Source organism: Lysobacter sp. P5_B9, from assembly GCF_054049835.1.
Genome location: NZ_JBFULP010000006.1, coordinates 106477 through 124448, shown reverse-complemented (window position 1 = coordinate 124448; position 17972 = coordinate 106477). Strand labels below are relative to the sequence as shown.

Here is a 17972-nt window from a genome sequence, read left to right as displayed (position 1 = left end):
CGTTCCGACATGCCGTCTCCAACATCCGTCATTGTCCAGGCAAAGGGCTTCACTGATGCGATCTGACGCCAAGGAAGACCGCCGGTTCACTGCCGATTCCGGTATCCAGCCAGGCATCCTCGCATCCAGGCAGTTTTACGCGCGCCACTTGCTGATACCCCTGGTCGCGTTCGCGCTGACGGCATTTGTCCTGGCCTGGTTCGACATCGATCGCTGGTGGGCCGGGAAGTTGTACGCGTGGCAAGGGCATGCCTGGATATGGAAGTCGTCGTTTGTCACCGAGACACTGGTGCACACGTTGGGTCGCATGCTGAGTGTGGCGGCATGGTTTGTCGTGCTCGGACTGTGGATCAGGGCAATGGCACGGCAAGAGCTCTCCCGATGGCGGCGTCCCCTGGCTTATCTGCTCCTGGCGACTGCCATGGCGGCGCTTACCGTCGCCTGGATGAAATCATGGACAAACGTGAACTGCCCCTGGGACCTCACCGACTTCGGTGGTAAACGTGTGTACCACGGGCTCTTCGCTGCCCGGCCTGCCGGGCCCAGAGGCGAATGCTTCCCCGCCGCCCATGCCAGCGCCGGCTACTGCTGGCTGTCGCTGTACTTCTTCTTTCTCGCAACGCGTCCCCAGCTGCGTTGGCTGGGATTCGGCATCGCGATCGGCTTCGGCTTGCTGTTCGGTTTCGTCCAGCAGCTGCGTGGTGCGCACTTCCTTTCGCACGACCTCTGGGCGCTTGCCGTTTGTTGGCTGGTCACTCTTGCGGTCTACGTCATGGTGCTGAAAGGCAAGCGTGCCCCGGAGTTTGACCATGACAATCATTCAAGCTGAAGCCGCTTCGCGGCTTGCCGGATTCATGCGTTGTTCCTAACGTTGATCGAGCAGCGCTGACGCCATGTAGTCGTCCCAGCGCCGATAGCGGGCCAGCAACGCGGGGCTGTTGTGCGGTTCGAAGCGCTGCTCCGGTAGCCGAGCCCAGCTTGCGGGTCGGCCTGCGAGGAGGAATGCGGTGCCACGAGTCGAGGCTTCGCACTGCGCGGGCCGGCGCAAGGGCAGGCCGCTCAGGTCGCTGAGCGCCTGGCAGAACTGGTTTGAGTGCGATAGTCCGCCGCTGACCAGCACGCAGGTGCAGGGCGTGCCGATATCCTGGAGCAGGCTGAGGTTGCGCTGGATGAGGAATACGATGCTCTCGGCCACCGCGACGAGCTGCTGTTCCTTCGTCGCATCGCCGATGAAGCGCGATTCGAACCCGGCTCGCCAATCGGGCGACCCCAGTCCGCCGACGCCATTGAGGAACAAGGTATCGCCCGGGGCGTCGCCCACCCAGTGTTCGTCGAGAGTCGCGGCAACATCGCGGATGTCGTGTTGCCCGGCAAACCAGGCGAGCGCTGAGCCGGCGCCATTGACCGTACCCTCGACCACATACTGCGCCGCTTCGCTCCAGTGGATGACGCTGCGCAACAGTCGCGCTGGCGTTGGGGCCTGTTCGGACAGGCGATAGACGAAGGCGCCGGTGCCGACATTGAGATAGGCCGCTTCGGGCTGCGGTTCACCGTAGGCGAAGGCAGCCGTCGACTGGTCGCCGCTGAGCAGGCGCAGCGGCAGGTGCAACGAGCGCACGCCATTCGACAGCGACGGCACGACCAGGTTGCCGAATTCGGCATCGCTGCGCGCGATTTCCGGCAGCCAGCGCGGATCGATGCCGAAGCGGTCAAGCATCTCGCCATTCCAATCGCCGCGCGCCAGGTCGAACAGCAAGGTGCGCGAGGCGTTGGCCGGATCGACCAGGCACGGCCGCTGCTCAAGCAGGCGGAAAGCGAGAAAGGCGGCCAGCGGTCCGATGAGCAGACGACCGTCGGCGGCCGCCTGTTTCACGTCGTCCAGGTGATCCAGGCACCAGCGGATTTTGCTGAGGCCGAAATGGGCGTTCGGATACAGGCCGGTGGTCGCGCGGATCGCTTCGGTATCCAATGACTGCGCGGCCAGCCATTGCGCGGCGCGGGTATCCTGCCAACTGAGGATCGGCGACAAGGCGAGTCCGCTATCGCGATCCCAACAGACCAGGCTGGAACGTTGGCAACTCAGGCCACAGGCTTGGACGCGCTCGCGCTGCGCTGGATCGAGCTGCATCAAGGCCGTCCCGGCCACCTGTCGCAACGAGTCGACGACGGCTTCCGGATCCTGCTCGACCCAGCCAGGTCGTGGCCGACGATCGGAAACTTCGACTCGCGACGCTGCCAGCTCAACGCCTTCGCCATCGAACACCAACGCGCGACTGGCGCTACCACCCTGATCAAGCGCGAGTGACAGTTCGCTCCGGCCCATGGAGATATGGTGCACGAAGCCATACGGGCTTGCGCAACGCCGCCCCGACATTCCCGGTGCTAGAGTCCCGTGCTGGCCGCCGCCGGATATGGGCGGTGGCAGTTCCGCGAGGAGGCTGCAATGTCCGCCATCCTGGGCCGCGATGCCCCGCTGCCTGACACCCCCGGCACGCGCTACACACGCGCGCTGGTTGAACTGACCCGGGCCGTCTGGCAACCCGACTGCACGCTGCAGGACGCCCTCGCGGTGATCTGCCGGACCGGGGCACATGCCTTGCAAGTCCAACGCGTGAACGTCTGGCGCCTGCTGCCGGACCCGTTGCGTCTCAAGTGCACCCACGCCTACGACCTTTCCACCGATGAACATGCGCCGTCCGGGGCGCTCGAAACCCTGCCGATGGACGGCGAGTACGTCGAATTCCTCCAGGTCGTACGCGCGATCGATGTCTCGGACGTCGACGTCGATCCGAGCACCGCGACCTCGCATGGCGCGTTGCGCGACTACCTGCATCGGCACGGCATCTGCTCGCTGCTGGATGCGCCGGTGCGTGTGGAAGGCGAGCTCGTCGGCGTGATCTGCCACGAGTTGGTCGGAGCGGTGCGCGCATGGACACCGGAGGAGGTCGCCTTTGCCGGCAGCATGGGCGACTACGTCGCGATGGCCATCGAGATCGAGCGCCGCCACCGGGCCGAAAATGAGCTGGCGTACCTGCGCCTGAACGATCCGGCCACCGGCCTGCCCAATCGCGACCATCTGCTCGAGCACGTGCGCGAACGCCTGGCCAGGCCGCACGATGCACGGGACACGGTTGCGGTGATCCACGTGCACGTAGAACTTCCGTACGGCGCCGCCATGCCGGCGAACGCGCCCACGGCGGAGGACGTCATGGCCGAGCTGGCCGTCCGCCTGCGCCGGGCCGTAGGCGAGGAGGGCGTGCTGGCACGCGTGCGCGCCGACGGATTCGCGATCCTGGTGAATCGCGTCCTGCCCGAGCGTGAGGTGATCGGCATTGCCGAACGCTGCGTCGATGCGGTGCGCAGCGTGTCCGGTTGGCGTGGCGTGGAAGCGAGCGCGGCCGTCGGTGTCGCCTTTGCCCGCGATCTGGAAGAGAGCGACCCGCGCGTGCTCATGCGCAATGCCGAACTGGCGAGCGGACGCGCGGGCATGCAGGGCCGCCATCGCTACGAAGTGTTCGATATCGGTCAGCACCGGACGCTGGTCGAGCGCCTGCGGACGGAGCAGGCGATGCGTGACGCGCTGGCGCACGGTGATTTCCTGGTCCAGTACCAGCCGGAGTGCGATGTCCGCTCGGGCCGCTGGGTCGGCGCGGAGGCGTTGGTGCGCTGGCGCCAGCCGCAGGGGCTGCTGGGCGCGGGCGCGTTCATCGACATTGCCGAAGAGTCCGGCCTCATCCTGCCGCTCGGCCGCTACGTGCTGGAGCAGGCCTGCCGCGACGCATGCGCGTGGCCGGCGCAGGAGCCGCCGTTGACCCTGCGCGTCAACGTGTCGGCACAGCAGTTCGATGCCCCCGGCCTGGTGGATGACGTAGCCGCTGCATTGGCGGTTTGTGGGCTCGCGCCGGAGCGGCTGTGCCTGGAGGTCACCGAGACCACCCTGATGCACGACACCTCGAATGCACTGCGCACGATGGAGCGGCTCAAGGCCCTGGGCGTGGGCCTGGCGGTCGACGACTTCGGTACCGGTTATTCGTCACTGGCCTACCTCAAGACCTTCCCGATCGACGCGGTCAAGGTCGACCGCAGCTTCGTCGCCGGCCTTCCGGACGAACGCTTCGACGTCGCGCTGGTAACCGCGATCCGGGAACTCGCCCAGGCGCTGGAGATCGACGTCGTCGCCGAAGGCGTGGAACGCACCGAACAGCGCGACGCCCTGCGCGCCCTCGGCGTGTGCCGCATCCAGGGCTGGCTGTACGCCCCGTCGCTGGACCAGGGTGTGCTGATGGAGACGCTGGCGCGGCCACCGGTGGGCGAACATGGGGTGCAGACGCGGCATTAGTGCCGTGCAGTGATATGTCGGTCCGGTTTCGGGATTGCCGTTTCTGGCCGCCAGCAAGGTTTGCGTCCTCGACGGCCTGGACGTTGTAACCTTTCGCCGCCCGCGGCGACGCAGTCGCTCGCCGTGGTGTTGCTCTGGGGAGAGTGATCGTGCGAAATCCGACGTGGAAGCTTGGGGCCGGTCTCCTGTTGCTGGGTGCCGCCAGTGCGCTCGGACTGCGGATGCATGGCGTCCGGTCCAGTGAAGCCGTAACCGGTGTCGACTCCGGAAGCTCCACCGCGGAGGCCGCATCGCCGGCGGGCATGCAATGGTCCGGGGAGTCCGTGTCCTTGGCCGAACTCGACAGTCGCACAGCAGCGAACGCTTCCCAGGGCGTCGTCGTACCGGTGCTCTCCGCCAAGCAGTATTCGGCGCTTTCGGCGCAGGCCTCGGCGACGGCCGGACTCCAGTACACCTTCCCGGTTCGCTACCCCATCGACCACTATCCCGGTGCCGTCGCCATTGGCGACCTGGACGGCGACGGCCAGAACGAAGTCGTGGTGGCGTACTCGCTGTTGAATAATGACGGTCGCCTCGATGTCTATCGACGCGTGCCTACCGGACTCGCGCTCAGCCAGACCTACAACCTGGGCGCCAAGTACATCTATCCTTACGGCGGCATCGCCATCGGCGACCTGAACGAGGACGGCAAAGCCGACGTCGCCGTCGCCACGGAGAGCGGCATCAGTCTGCTGGTCAGCACGGGGGGCGGCCGCGTGGCCACGCTCATTCCCGACAACTGGCCCCCCACCCAGTTGGGAATGATGGACGTCAACCGCGACGGTCACCTCGACATGGTCAGCCTGCATTGGGGCGATTACATGGGTGGGATGGTGTTGCCCAACGCCACTCAGTTGCAATTCGGCGACGGCGCTGGCGGTTTCACCGGGACCCAGGGCATAGCGACGGAACAGCACGGCCGCAACGATCTGAAGATCGGTGACGTGACCTCGGACGGCATCCCCGATCTCGTGATCACGTCCGCTCAGGCCTTCGACTTCTGGGTGGTTGCCCATGATGGCGTGAGCGGGTTCAAGCCCCCCGTCGCATATCCGAGGCCCAGCACGTGGGGCGTCCAGTCGGCTGCGATTGCCGACGTGGACCACGATGGCAACAACGAGGTCATCATCGCTACCGGGGGAAATGTCCCCTACACCGCGATCTGGATATATCCGCAACACAACGGTGTGCTGGGCGCGCCGACCCAGTTGTACACGTCCGATCTGCCGACCACGATGCTCGGACAGGACCTGGATGGCGACGGGCGTGACGACGTCGCCGTCATGCACGAGGGTGAAATCGGAATCTACCTGCAGAACGGGCAGGGCATCCTGCAACCCGAAACCTACGTTCGTACCGTCGGCTACGGCGCCTTCGGTGCCAGCGACTACAACCGCCAGGGCGTGGCCGCCGCCGACATCACCGGCGACGGTTGCCCGGACGTGGCCATCGGCGACTACAACTGGGGCCTGGTGATCATCGAAGGCATGAACTGCGCGCCGCCGAAGCCTCCGGTGACGGGTGGCAACCTGCCGGCCGACCCGATGAATTGATGCCGAGATCCCGCGAATGCAAAGCCCGCCATCTGGCGGGCTTTGCATTTGCACGGCAAGCGAACCTGGGAGTGTCTGTCGCGCGTTGCCGTCACGTCCCTGTCGCCGTGTAGGAAAGCCCCATTCAGCGAAACCCTGCAGTCTGCGTGGGTCTTGCCTGCTTTGACCATTTACCCGATCGGGGGGCGCAATCACACGCTCGCTTGGTCGCTTCGTCCTACTTCTGGCGTGACTCGTTGGTGCCGCCCCTGCAGGCACCGTCCTTGCCGGGGAAACCATGCTCGAGGCCGTAGATCTTCCAGGAGTCCGCCGCGGTCTGCACTTTCGACAGCATTTGTCCCATCGGATCGTGCGTGTCGAAGTCGTTCAACCCGCTATAGGCGCAGTTCGAGTTGGCGTGCGCAGGGGCTCCGGTGAAATTCGTGTTGTCCAGCGTGCCCGGTGGACCTTTCACTTCACCTGCAAGTGCACCACCCGCCGACAACCCGCCAAGCGCGAGTGCACAGACCGATGCGAACAACCTTTGCTTGCCCATCTTCGTTCTCCTCTTTCCACAGCTTCATGTGGCCCTCGGTTCGAAGCTATCGTGGGTCATGCATGGCTTTCAATCGACGGGTGCTGCAACGCAGCAGCCATGAGCGCAGGGGCAAAGACGATCCACCAAGCGAAAAAAAGCCCCGCCGAGGCGGGGCTTGCAGTATCAGCGGGCGGCGAAACTCGCCTATTTGTTCGCGGCGTTCACACCCTTGTCGACGACCAGTTTCACCACGACTTTGCGCGCGTTTTCATTGCTGCCCGAGCCGGCGTCGGCGGCAACGCCCATGCCGTCACCGGCATGGACGCGTCCGGGCATCAGGCCGGCTTTCTGCTGCAGGAAGTTCGCGACGGAAGCAGCGCGCATCGTGCTGAGCCGCTGGTTGGCGGCGGCATCACCGACCGAGTCGGTAAAGCCCTGCAGCACGATGTGGTAGCCGTTGGTTTCCTTGGCCTTCGCGGCGAGGGCCATCAGATCCGATTTGCCCTTCTCCGAAATCGTGGTCTTGCCCGATGCGAAGTGCACTTCGGTGGTGGCGAGCGCCTCATAGCTGCCGAAGTCATTCATGCGTGCCGTGGTCGGTGCCAAACCGGCCTGGACCTGCTGCGCGGTCTTGAAGTCGTCCGACTTGAACGAGATCGCGGTCGCGGTGAAGGTCGAACCTTCGACCATGCCATCGGCGATGATCGGCAGGCCCGGGATCAGCGAGCTGTGCTCAGCCTTCTCCCTGATGGCGCCGGTGAGGCCCTTGGTCTTCTTGTAGGTAGTGGCCGACGACACCGTGATGGTGTGCTCGGCGTTGTTGCTGTCCTTGACGGTGATCGTATCGCCCTGGATCGCGGTGATCATGCCCCGGATCGTGCTCTTCTCTGCGGCAAAGCCCGGCAACGCAGCCAGCATGGCCACGAATGCGGCGATCAACATCAGTTGCTTCGGATGCTTCCTGGTAATCATGGCGGGTGCCCCTCTGGGCCGTTCGAAAAGCGGGGGGAGGACAATACGTGAAGCAAGCTGGAGGGGCTTGCGTCTTCGTATCGGCGGATTGCATCGATACGTATCAGCCAACAGCGAGTTGCCCGGCGGGCAAGGCCGGGGACGAAGGGCAGGGTTCCACAACCGCACTTGGGCTGCCATTGGCCCTTGGGCCAACATCCGTGGCCGTTGAGCGGGAAGCGGCAGCTTCATCTGGCTGGCTGGCGCCGGGGTCGGCGAGTGGAGTGCCGTCCATGGGCGCATTTCGCGCCAGTGCTAAAGTCTCGCCTCCACGAAACACAGCAGAGCGAGCGACGTCATGACTCCCCAGGCCTTCCATCCCATCGGCACGCCCGGCCAACCCTGGAGCGGAGCGGAGAAGGCCGAATGGTTGGCGCGTCAGTCCCGCCAGCGCAGTTACGCAACGGACGTGCTCAGTGTGATCGAGCGGCTGCGTCCGCACTTCGACGTTGTGGAGTACGGCCGCCTGGATTACGGCCCGGACGGCTACCCGCTGTTGGCGATCAGGAGCCGCGACTGGCGCGACGACCTGCCCACTGCGCTGGTGACGGGCGGCGTGCATGGCTACGAGACCAGTGGTGTGCATGGCGCCCTGCAGTTCGTCGAGCAGCATGCGGCCGACTATGCAGGCCGCGTCAACCTCCTGGTCGCACCGTGCATCAGCCCATGGGCCTACGAACGCATCCATCGCTGGAACGCGGACGCCATCGATCCCAACCGCTCGTTCCGCGACAACAGCCCCGCGCAGGAATCGGCCGCGCTCATGCAACTGGTCGCACCGCTGCGTGATCGCGTGCTCGTGCACATCGACCTGCACGAAACCACCGACACCGACGAGTCCGAATTCCGGCCCGCACTCGCCGCCCGCGATGGCAAGCCGCATGAGCCCGGGGAAATCCCCGACGGCTTCTACCTGTGCGGCGACAGCGAGAACCCGCAACCCGGGTTCCAGCAGGCGGTGATCGCGGCGGTGGCGAAGGTCACCCACATCGCTCCGGCCGATGCCAATGGCGAGATCATCGGCTCGCCCGTGGTCGCGCCGGGCGTCATCAACTACCCGGTCAGGCAGCTCGGCCTGTGTGCAGGCATCACCGATGCGCGTTACAGGACGACCACCGAGGTCTACCCCGACAGCCCCCGCGCCACGCCCGCGCAATGCAATACGGCGCAGGTAGCGGCGGTATGCGCGGCCATCGATTACGCATTGGCGCACCAATAAGCCGGAAGAAGCCCGCGGAGTTGCCGTGCTTCCGGACCTGCCGGCCCCAGTCAGGTAAGCCGGGCGCGGTTCCCGTATCTCTCCGATGGCCCCGTGTACCCGAAGATGCGAAGATTCGCGCCCCGGTAGCGCAGGCCTCGCCGCGTCAGCCGTTCCCCTGAGATTCCGTGAAGACCCCCCAAGGCTTGCAGGCGCTGATCGACGACGGCGTCATTGATGAAGTGCTGCGTCCGCTCAAGAGCGGCAAGGAAGCTGCGGTGTACGTGGTCCGCAGCGGCGACGACGTGCGTTGCGCGAAGGTCTACAAGGACATGGCGCAGCGCAGCTTCCAGCAGCGCGTGCAGTACCAGGAAGGTCGCAAGGTGCGCGGCAGCCGCGAGGCGCGTGCAGTCGGCAAGGCCAGCAAGTACGGCCGCAAGCAACAGGAAACCGCCTGGAAGAACACCGAGGTCGACGCGCTGTACCAGTTGCGCGCGGCCGGCGTGCGCGTGCCCGAGCCGCACGGCTATTTCCACGGCGTGCTGGTGATGGAGCTGGTCACGGACGCCGAAGGCTTCTCCGCGCCGCGCCTGGGTGAAGTCGAACTCGATGCGGAGCAGGCACGCGACTTCCACCGCGTCCTGGTGCGACAGGTGGTACGCATGTTGTGCTGCGGCCTGATCCACGGCGACCTGTCCGCCTACAACGTGCTGGTCGGACCGGATGGCCCCGTGGTGATCGATTTCCCGCAGGTGGTCAGTGCGGGGGGCAACAATGCCGCGCGCACCATGCTGCTGCGTGACGTCAACAACCTCACCGCAAGCCTCGGCCGCTGGGCGCCCGAGCTGCTGGACACCTGGTACGGCGAGGAGATGTGGGCGCTGTTCGAAGCCGGCGCGCTGCATCCGGAGATGGAACTGACCGGCGAGTTCGAACCCGACGAATCCTCGGTGGACCTCGACAGCGTCCGCCACGCCATCAACGACGCACGCGAGGAAGCGTTGATCCGCCAGCAGGGCCGCGAGGCGGCAGCGGAAGCCGAAGGGTAGGGAAGCGGCAGGGCGCCGCGAGTGCCTGTTCGCCCTAGTTGAGGCTCACGAGCAGGTCGGCGATCTGCTGCTCCTGGTCGGGAGCGAACTGCACGCCCAGGTGGTCGACACAGACGCGAACCACCTCGCCCCGGACCACGAAAGTCTGGGCAGGGTCGACTTCGAAGGACAGGCGCAGGGCAGCGCCGGCAGACGGCGTCCAGTCGTCCTCCGGCAGCCAGATGCGCGCTCCGCCCGCGGACACGTCCATCACGGCGGCACTGTGCTCGTTGCCATTCGGCGCGACCATGATGGCCGTCAGGGTGTCGCGGCGTGGATGACGGCGTCTCTCGATTTCCATGGGGGAAACCCATGCCCGGGTAACAGGAGGAACGCCAATGCCCGGGAAAGCAGGCCGCCGTGGCTCTTGCCCGGGCCAGGGCGACTTCGAGGTGCGCCATGCCCCGGCCGCGTCGGACCCGGTGGCCCCCGGGCATACCGCCTTCTGATGCAAAGCGATGCGGACTTAAGTCACGGGACGAGGCCGACCGGGCCGGTGTAGCGTGCCGGAACTTCTCACCAACGGGTCGCACATGAAGTCATCCTCCCTGAGCCTCGCGCTGGCCGCCGCGCTGTCGGTTGCCGCCGCCGTTCCCTCCCTCGCGGCCGACACCGCCGCCTCCGCCGCCGCCAAGCCGCAACTGGGCACGTTCGGCGTCGACCTGGATGCGCGCGACCTGTCGGCGAAGCCGGGCAACGATTTCAACCGCTACGTCAACGGCCACTGGATCGAGACCTACCAGCTCAAGGACTACGAAGTCAGCTACGGCTCGTTCAATGCGCTGCGCGACCAGTCGGAGGCCCAGGTCAAGGCGATCATCGAGGAACTGCAGCAGCGCAAGGACCTGGCCGCCGGCAGCGACGCACAGAAGGTGCGCGACTACTACGCCAGCTACATGGACCGCGCCGCGCGCGATGCCGCTGGCATCGCGCCGCTGCGTCCGACGCTCGACCGCATCAACAAGCTCCGCACCACGGACGCGCTGGTGGCGGCGTTCGGCCAGGCCGACCTCGATGGCAGCAGCGCGCCGCTGTCGCTGTCGGTGGACCTGGATCGCAAGGATCCCGACCAGTACTTGGTGAGCCTGCGCGTCGGCGGCCTGGGCCTGCCGGACCGCGATTACTACCTCAATACGGACGCGCGCTTCGTCGCCATCCGCAGGGCGTACGTCGAACACATCCAGCGCATGCTCGGCTTCGCCGGCGTGAAGGATGCCAAGGCACGCGCCGAGGCCATCCTCGCGCTGGAGACCGAGCTCGCCAAGCCGATGTGGGAGCGCGCGCAGATCCGCGACCGCGACAAGACCTACAACGTCGTGGCCTTCGCCGACCTCGGCAAGCAGTACCCCGGCTACGACTGGGCGGCGCAGGCGCGCGCCCAGGGCATGGGCAAGTTCGATCGCGTCAACGTGGTGACCCCGAGCGCGCTCAAGCCCATCCTCGACGTGATCGCGAAGACGCCGCTGCCGGTGTGGCGCGACTACCTGGCCTTCCACGCGGTGGACAACAACGCACCGCTGCTGAGCCGGGAAATCGACGACGCCGCGTTCGCATTCAACGGCACCGTGCTGGGTGGACAGAAGGCGCAGCGCGACGACTGGAAGCGTGCGGTGGCGATGGTCGGCGGGATGGACGGCCTCGGCGATGCGCTGGGCAAGCTCTATGTGGAGCGCCACTTCTCGCCGCAGGCGAAGGCGGCGATGGACCAGCTCGTGGCCAACCTGCGCGTGGCGCTGCGCAAGAACATCGAGCAGCTCGACTGGATGGGCGCGGCGACCAAGGCCGAGGCCTACCACAAGCTGGAAACGTTCCGTCCGAAGATCGGTTACCCGGACAAGTGGCGCGATTACGGCAGCATCACCGTCGTGCCCGGCGACCTGATGGCCAACGCCATGCAGTTCCGCCACTACAACCGCGACGACCAGAACCGCCGCATCGGTACCCGCCCCGACCGCGACGAGTGGCACATGACGCCGCAGACGGTCAATGCGTACTACAACTCCACCTTCAACGAGATCGTGTTCCCGGCGGGAATCCTGCAAGCGCCGTTCTTCGACCTCAACGCCGACGCGGCCGTGAACTACGGCGCCATCGGTGCGGTGATCGGCCATGAAATGGGCCACGGCTTCGACGACCAGGGCAGCAAGTCCGACTTCGCCGGTATCCAGCGCAACTGGTGGACCGACGCCGACCGCGCCAACTTCGAGGTGCGCACCAAGGCGCTCGGTGCGCAGTACAACGCCTACTGCCCGCTGCAGGGCCAGTGCGTCAACGGCGCGCTGACCATGGGCGAGAACCTCGGCGACCTGGGCGGAATCTCGATGGCCTATACGGCCTACAAGATGAGCCTGGGTGGCAAGCCGGCGCCGGTGATCGATGGCCTGACGGGCGACCAGCGCTTCTTCCTCGCCTTCGGCCAGATCTGGAAGGGCAAGTATCGCGACGAGGCACTGCTCAACCTGATCAAGACCAACCCGCACTCGCCGGGGCAGTTCCGCGCCAACGGTCCGGTACGCAACTTCGATCCGTGGTACTCCGCGTTCGACGTGAAGCCGGGCGACGCGCTGTACCTGCCGCCGGAGCAGCGCGTGCGGATCTGGTAAGGAGCTGAAAGGATCCGAATGAAGCGAGTCTGGTTGCTCGCCTGACGATGGATCTTTGAAATGAGGCCGGGTTCACTCATCCGCATGCGATGAGAGGGCCCGGCCTCTTTCTTTTCCCGGGATGCCATCCCGCTTGACCTGGGTCAGCGCAGGGAGCGGCGCGGATCGCCAGCATGGCTGCGGTTCCCAACCAGAAGGAATTCCCATGAAATCCCGGTCTTCCGCCCTCGCTCTCGTGGCGGCAGCCTGCGCGCCTGCCTGGTCCGCGGGACACTCCCTCGCCAGGGACTCAAGCAACGCCCAGGAAGAAAATTCCAGCGCCATGGATCTCGACCGGAGCGGTGCGATAAGTCGCGACGAATTTGCCCGGCACGCCGAGATGCGCGGCAAGCACGCGCAAGCCCGGAAGAAAGCCCGGGACGGCGGCGCGAAGCGCGACCCACGGAGCTTGCCCATCGTCCAGTCGGAGGTGAGTCCATGGAATTTCGAGTGAGGTTGACGGCCCCCGATGCCGCCGTGATCGATGAGGCCATCCGGATGGTCGACCCTGCGGCCCTGGTCGATATCGATCCCGCCGACCAGGCATTGCGGGTGACTGCATGGTTGGACATGGGCGAACTGGTCTCGTTGCTGGCGCAGGCGGGATATCCGGTGACTCCCGATCAGGTCCAGCAACTCCCATCGATCTGTTGCGGTGGTTGCAGCGGGTAATCCATCTGCGACGCCGGGGGTTCTGGTGCCGGCCTCAATAGATCACGTAGAACCGCACGGCCGCTCCCCCGGGAAGCGCTTCAAGCAGGATGCCCCGGCGGTTGTCGGCAGGCTGGCCGAGAAAGGCGTCGTTGATGAAGGCGGCGAAGAAATTGCCCAGTGCCATGCCGAACAGGACGTCCGAGGGGTAATGCTTGCCCGCTTCGATGCGTGCCCACGATGTGCCGATGGTGAGTGTCAGCAGGCCGACATCCAGGACGCGTCGCGTGGTGTCCGGCATCTCGATCGACTGCAGGTTGCGCGACGCGAGGCGGGTGTTGACCGCCGATGCCGAGGTGTGTCCGGACGGGAAACTCAGGTGATCGCTTCCGTCGGGCCGTTCGCGACCGACGCCCTGCTTGAGGGCCTGTGTCGTCAGGCTGGTCGCGCCGCGCGCGGCGAGACCGACAGCGAGGCCCTTTGCCTTGTTGACGAACCACTCGTCGGGTTCATCGCCGCCGGGCGTCAACAGCACGGTGGCGACATAGGCGATGCTCGACGCGCTTCGCAGGTCGTCGCTCCACTGCGCGGCGTCGTTCCCGAATATCGGCCGCTCGCGTCGGGCCCAGTCGGCCACTTCGCGATCCCAGTCGCCGATCTGGAAGACCGCGGCCCCGGCCACGGGCACCCAGACGTATGGGTCTTTCGCGGCATTGACCGCCGAAGCACGGATGCGCTCCCAGCCCGGAGTCAGCGTGGCGTTGGCACCCCAGGCGGGACCGCTGGGCATCGTCGCGCAGCCGCCTGCGCCGAACAGTGCGAGCGTGGCGCACAGGAGCCATCCGCCAATTCGCAAACGGGACATCCGCGATGCCTTCGGATCGCTGCAGGCAAGCACCCGACTCCGTGCATCATCGGTACCATTTCGTTATAGCTGCGTGCACTGCGCGGGGTGAATCCCTCGCTGCTAGAACCGCTCGCCCACGGGCAGATAGCGCCATTCCCCGGGAGGCATCGCGCCATTCGGGCCCTTGCCCAGCGGGATCTTGCCGATGCGCAGGCGCCGGATCGACACGACGTCCAGTCCGACCTGTGCGCACATGTCGCGCAGTTGTCCGTCCTGCACGCCCTTGATGGCGAAGCGCAGGCGGATCTCGTTCTGCCAGCTGACCTTGCACGGGGGCAGGGCGCGGCCGTTGTAGCGCAAGCCGTGGTTGAGCTTGTGCAGGCCGTAAGGGGCGATCTCGCCGCTGGTTTCCACGAGGTATTCGTGTTCGATCTGGTCGGCGTCCTCGGTCAGGCGGCGCCAGGCGCGGCCGTCCTGGGTCAGCACCATGAGCCCGCTGGCCTCGGTATCCAGCGGTACGAGCGGCGTCAAGCGCTGGAAGTGGCGCTGCAGGAGGCGCACCCCGGAGTGATCGTCGGCCCAACGCGTCGCCGGGGTGACCAGTGCGGCGGCGGGCCTGCGACCGCCGATGGCATCGAAGCCCGGCGGCTTGTGCAGCAGGATGGTGGCGGGTTCCACCGCTTCCAGGCGCGCATCCGGGTCGAGTTCGACCTGCTCGCCGGACACCAGGTGCTGCGGCGCCTCCACCACGTGCCCGTCGACGGATACCCAACCGTTCTGGATGTACTGCTCGGCGTCGGCGCGCGAGCAGCCGAACAGTTCGGCGACGCGATGGGCAAGGCGAACCGGAGCGGACATGACAGGGGCCGGGGAAACAGGACACGCAGTGTAGCGACCAGCGGCGCGGGCAGCGCTTCGCGACCCGTGCGGCATCGACGTCCGGCGCTTCCATGCTCCCCGCCTGGAGCCGGATACTCCGTTGCGAACGGGGGTGATCGTCACCGAGGAGGGCCACGTGCTTCGCCGAATCCTGCCTACCCTGGCCATCCTCGCCGCGTGCATGGTCCTGGCGGTCGCCCAAGCGGCCGGAAATGGTCCAGCCAATGTCATCGGCGCCTATTACCCCGGCAGCTCCGCCGAGCGCTATCCGGTGTCGCGCATTCCGGCCGACAGGCTCACGCACCTGTTCTATGCCTTCGCGCGGATCGAAGACGGCCGTTGCGTCACCGGTGCGGAAGCGGGCGGGCATTTCGCCGCACTGGCTGGACTCAAGCGCAGCCATCCCCGGCTGCGAACGTTGATCTCGATCGGTGGTTGGGAGGCGGGCGGGTTCTCGGATGCCGCACTCAGCGCGCGCAGCCGTAAGCGTTTCGTCGCGTCGTGCATCGAACTGTTCTTCGACGCGCATCGCGGCAGCTTCGATGGCGTCGACATCGATTGGGAGTTTCCCGTTTACGGCGGTCCGTCGCACATCACCGCGCGACCGCAGGACCGGCGCAACATGACGCTGCTTGCACGCGAATTCCGCCGCCAGCTCGATGCGTTGGGCAGGCAGCGTGGGCAGGCGTTCCTGCTCACCGCCGCGCTGCCGACGGGGCGCCTGCAGTCCGCGGGCCCTTACGATCCCGCGCGCAGCTTCGAGCTCGGCAAGCTGGCGGGCGTGCTCGATTTCATCAACCTGATGACCTACGACATGGGCACCGGCTCCTCCGCGGTGTCCACCTTCAACGCGCCGCTGCGGGAAGATCCCGCCGATCCGCTCGACCCTGCGTTGCGCCGCTGGAACAACGTCGAAGGCGGCATCGACTACTACCGCCAGCACGGCGTCCCCGCGCACAAGCTGGTGCTCGGCGTGCCGTTCTACGGCCGCGGTTTCCGCGTGTCGTCAGGAACGAATGAGGGCCTCTACCAGCCCTACAGCGCGCCGTTCGAAGCCGGCGATTGGCGCACCATCCGGCGCAAGCTGCTGGCCGATCCGCAATGGCAGCAGCACTGGCATCCGATCGCGCAGGCGCCGTGGCTGTTCAATCCCGGCGAGCGCATCTTCGTCAGCTTCGAGAACCCGGAGTCGATCGCCATCCGCGCCCGGATCGCCAGGGATCGCGGCCTGCGTGGCGTCTTCATGTGGGAGCTCACCGGCGACGACGACCAGCACAGCCTGCTGCGGGCGATGGTGCAGCCGTTTGCCAGCGGGCCGTAGGAGGGGCTGCACGAACCCATCGACATGATCCATCGATGGACATCGCTGCAGGGGGCCACTCACCACAGATACAGCTGCAGCGTCTCCTCGTGCACCCGCGCCGGAATCTCCTGCAGCAGAGTGCGGTGATCGGGGTAGTTCATCGCGCTGCGTTCGATCATGTTGTCCAGCGCGGCCAGGTTGTGCTGCGCTTCCTTGGGCGTTGGCGCACGGAGCTCCTTGGCATCGGGGAAGATGCCCATGCCGGCCAGCAGGCAGTACCACGACACGATCGGATAGGCGCGGCCGAAAGCATTGCTTTTCAGTCCGGGGATGATCGGCTTGCGGTCCAGCCAGGTGCGCAGCAACTGCACCAGCGGCTCGGACAGATGGGTGTTGGCGGCATTGGCACGCCAGTACTCGGTGTCGGTACGGCTGTTGGTCTTGTAGTGGCAGACGATGTAGTCGCGGGTGCCCTCGAACTGGCCGTTGATGGTGTCGTTGAACGCGCGTCGCGCGTCCTCGCCCATGTCGCCTTTCTCGAGCACCGACACCAGCATGGTCGCGGTCCGTTGCACGAACAGCAGGGCCGTGGCCTCAAGTGGTTCGATGAACCCTTGGGCCAGGCCATTGGCCACGCAGTTGCGGTTCCAGGCGTGGGTGACGCGGCCGACGCGCATCTTCAGGTGTCGCGCAGGCGTGTCGGCGTCGAGCAGCCCCAGGCGGGTGCGCAACTCGGTTTCGGCCTGGTCGGCCGAGCAGAAGCGCGTGCTGTAGACGTAGCCGTTGCCGTAGCGCTCGGTCAGGGGGATTTTCCATGCCCAGCCGTGGTCCATCGCGGTGGAGACCGTCTGCGTCATGATCGGCCCGTCGATCGGCGTGGGCATGGCGACCGCCGCATCGTTGAAGAGGTTTTCGGCGAACGGCACGAACGGCGTGCCCAGGGCCTTGCCGATCAACAGCGATGCGAAGCCAGTGCAGTCGACGAAGAAGTCGGCTGCCAGCGTTTCATCGCCTTCGAGTCGCAGGCCGGTGATCTGGCCATGTTCGTCCTGCAATACCGATTGCACGTGGCGCGGCACGTGGTGCACTCCGCGTTCGAGCGCCTTGCGGTGCAGGAACGCCCCTAGCAGTCCGGCGTCGAAGTGGTAGCCGTAGGCGACGTCGAACGGAAAGCTGCGCTGGGGCTTGGGAGCCCGGCATTCGTCCGCCAGCCGGCGGGCAATGAAGAACCGGTCGGGGTGGGCATGGACGTCGGCGCCGTCCAGTCGTGCATGCACGTTCTGCACGAACTGGGTCATGGTCAGGTTGTCGAGCATCGACGCGAACGGATGGAAATAGCTCTCGAACCCCGGCCGGGTCGACCAGCCGTCGAATCTGATGCCCGCCTTGTAGGTGGCGTTGCACTCCGGCATCCATTCGGCTTCCTCGATACCCAGGCCCTCGAAGAAGCCACGCAGCCACGGCGTGGAGCCTTCGCCGACCCCGATGGTGCCGACCTGGGGCGATTCGATCACCGTCACCTGCAGGCGCCGCCCGTAGGCCGAGTTCGCCAGTTGCAGCGCGGTCATCCAACCCGCGGTGCCGCCGCCGACGACACAGATGTGTTTGACCGGCGGCTCGGCATCACGCGGCAGGACGGTGCCCTGGGCGGCAAAGTCCGTATCGATTCGGGGCAGGTTGGTAGTCATGGCCCAGCGTAACGGATGCGTTGCGGATTGCCGAGTCGGCGCGCGTAGGTTGTGGCGCGTCCACACGCTGCCGTCTGGTAACCGGGCGCGCGGGATGAACCGCCCTGGGTCGGCGGCGTCGGTGGGCTGGGCACTCCTGGAAAAGACCGGTTGCGATCGGCGGTTTTCCGCGCTGATGGATAAACGCGGCGTTGCCGGGAGGGCCGCCCCAGGCGCC

The 17972-nt window shown here is 66.2% G+C and carries 15 protein-coding genes; 8 read left to right on the top strand and 7 right to left on the bottom strand.

All coding sequences use genetic code 11. The features are described 5' to 3' along the window. The first annotated feature begins 55 nt into the window (after positions 1–55). Positions 56–829 (top strand): phosphatase PAP2 family protein, encoded by a 774-nt coding sequence (locus ACXJJ9_RS13205; RefSeq protein WP_457097612.1) that lies wholly within the window; start codon positions 56–58, stop codon positions 827–829. Positions 830–865: 36 nt separating this feature from the next. Here ACXJJ9_RS13205 and ACXJJ9_RS13200 read toward each other — a convergent pair whose 3' ends face one another. Beyond that, entirely contained in the window at positions 866–2323 is a 1458-nt protein-coding gene (locus ACXJJ9_RS13200) for an FGGY family carbohydrate kinase (protein ID WP_457097611.1), read from the bottom strand. Positions 2324–2443: 120 nt separating this feature from the next. On the opposite strand from ACXJJ9_RS13200, the gene ACXJJ9_RS13195 reads away from it, so the two are divergent. Both ACXJJ9_RS13195 and ACXJJ9_RS13190 read left to right on the top strand, forming a co-directional pair. After that, the gene (locus ACXJJ9_RS13195) at positions 2444–4339 is read left to right on the top strand and encodes a putative bifunctional diguanylate cyclase/phosphodiesterase (RefSeq protein ID WP_457097610.1); all 1896 of its coding nucleotides are present in this window, start codon (positions 2444–2446) and stop codon (positions 4337–4339) included. A gap of 323 nt (positions 4340–4662) precedes the next feature. Beyond that, positions 4663–5931: an FG-GAP repeat domain-containing protein gene (locus ACXJJ9_RS13190; RefSeq protein ID WP_457097609.1), complete on the top strand. Its 1269-nt coding sequence runs from the start codon at positions 4663–4665 to the stop codon at positions 5929–5931. 217 nt (positions 5932–6148) lie between these two features. On the opposite strand, the gene ACXJJ9_RS13185 is transcribed toward ACXJJ9_RS13190, so the two are convergent. Further along, a complete protein-coding gene (locus ACXJJ9_RS13185; protein WP_457097608.1) occupies positions 6149–6466 on the bottom strand; it encodes a hypothetical protein in 318 nt (105 codons plus the stop codon). 186 nt (positions 6467–6652) lie between these two features. After that, positions 6653–7420 (bottom strand): OmpA family protein, encoded by a 768-nt coding sequence (locus ACXJJ9_RS13180; protein ID WP_457097607.1) that lies wholly within the window; start codon positions 7418–7420, stop codon positions 6653–6655. A gap of 337 nt (positions 7421–7757) precedes the next feature. Here ACXJJ9_RS13180 and ACXJJ9_RS13175 point away from each other — a divergent pair, with 337 nt between their 5' ends. Then, positions 7758–8678, top strand: a complete 921-nt coding sequence (locus tag ACXJJ9_RS13175) for a M14 family metallopeptidase (protein ID WP_457097606.1) — start codon at positions 7758–7760, stop codon at positions 8676–8678. A 167-nt stretch (positions 8679–8845) separates the two neighbouring features. Continuing rightward, positions 8846–9706, top strand: coding sequence for a PA4780 family RIO1-like protein kinase (locus ACXJJ9_RS13170; protein WP_457097605.1), 861 nt, complete (start codon positions 8846–8848; stop codon positions 9704–9706). Positions 9707–9740: 34 nt separating this feature from the next. Here ACXJJ9_RS13170 and ACXJJ9_RS13165 read toward each other — a convergent pair whose 3' ends face one another. Beyond that, on the bottom strand, positions 9741–10046 hold the full coding sequence (locus tag ACXJJ9_RS13165) for a PilZ domain-containing protein (protein ID WP_310052883.1): 306 nt from the start codon (positions 10044–10046) through the stop codon (positions 9741–9743). A 232-nt stretch (positions 10047–10278) separates the two neighbouring features. On the opposite strand from ACXJJ9_RS13165, the gene ACXJJ9_RS13160 reads away from it, so the two are divergent. Both ACXJJ9_RS13160 and ACXJJ9_RS13155 read left to right on the top strand, forming a co-directional pair. Then, the gene (locus ACXJJ9_RS13160; RefSeq protein ID WP_457097604.1) at positions 10279–12348 is read left to right on the top strand and encodes a M13 family metallopeptidase; all 2070 of its coding nucleotides are present in this window, start codon (positions 10279–10281) and stop codon (positions 12346–12348) included. 477 nt (positions 12349–12825) lie between these two features. Next, positions 12826–13059, top strand: a complete 234-nt coding sequence (locus ACXJJ9_RS13155) for a hypothetical protein (protein ID WP_457097603.1) — start codon at positions 12826–12828, stop codon at positions 13057–13059. Positions 13060–13093: 34 nt separating this feature from the next. Here the strand turns inward: ACXJJ9_RS13155 and ACXJJ9_RS13150 are convergent, their stop codons facing one another. Continuing rightward, positions 13094–13903 (bottom strand): phosphatase PAP2 family protein, encoded by an 810-nt coding sequence (locus ACXJJ9_RS13150; RefSeq protein WP_457097602.1) that lies wholly within the window; start codon positions 13901–13903, stop codon positions 13094–13096. 102 nt (positions 13904–14005) lie between these two features. Next, positions 14006–14743, bottom strand: coding sequence for an rRNA pseudouridine synthase (locus ACXJJ9_RS13145; RefSeq protein WP_457097601.1), 738 nt, complete (start codon positions 14741–14743; stop codon positions 14006–14008). 202 nt (positions 14744–14945) lie between these two features. Here ACXJJ9_RS13145 and ACXJJ9_RS13140 point away from each other — a divergent pair, with 202 nt between their 5' ends. After that, a complete protein-coding gene (locus ACXJJ9_RS13140; RefSeq protein WP_457097723.1) occupies positions 14946–16085 on the top strand; it encodes a glycoside hydrolase family 18 protein in 1140 nt (379 codons plus the stop codon). Between the two features lie 59 nt (positions 16086–16144). Here the strand turns inward: ACXJJ9_RS13140 and ACXJJ9_RS13135 are convergent, their stop codons facing one another. After that, a complete protein-coding gene (locus tag ACXJJ9_RS13135) occupies positions 16145–17755 on the bottom strand; it encodes a tryptophan halogenase family protein (protein ID WP_457097600.1) in 1611 nt (536 codons plus the stop codon). Positions 17756–17972: the final 217 nt, after the last annotated feature.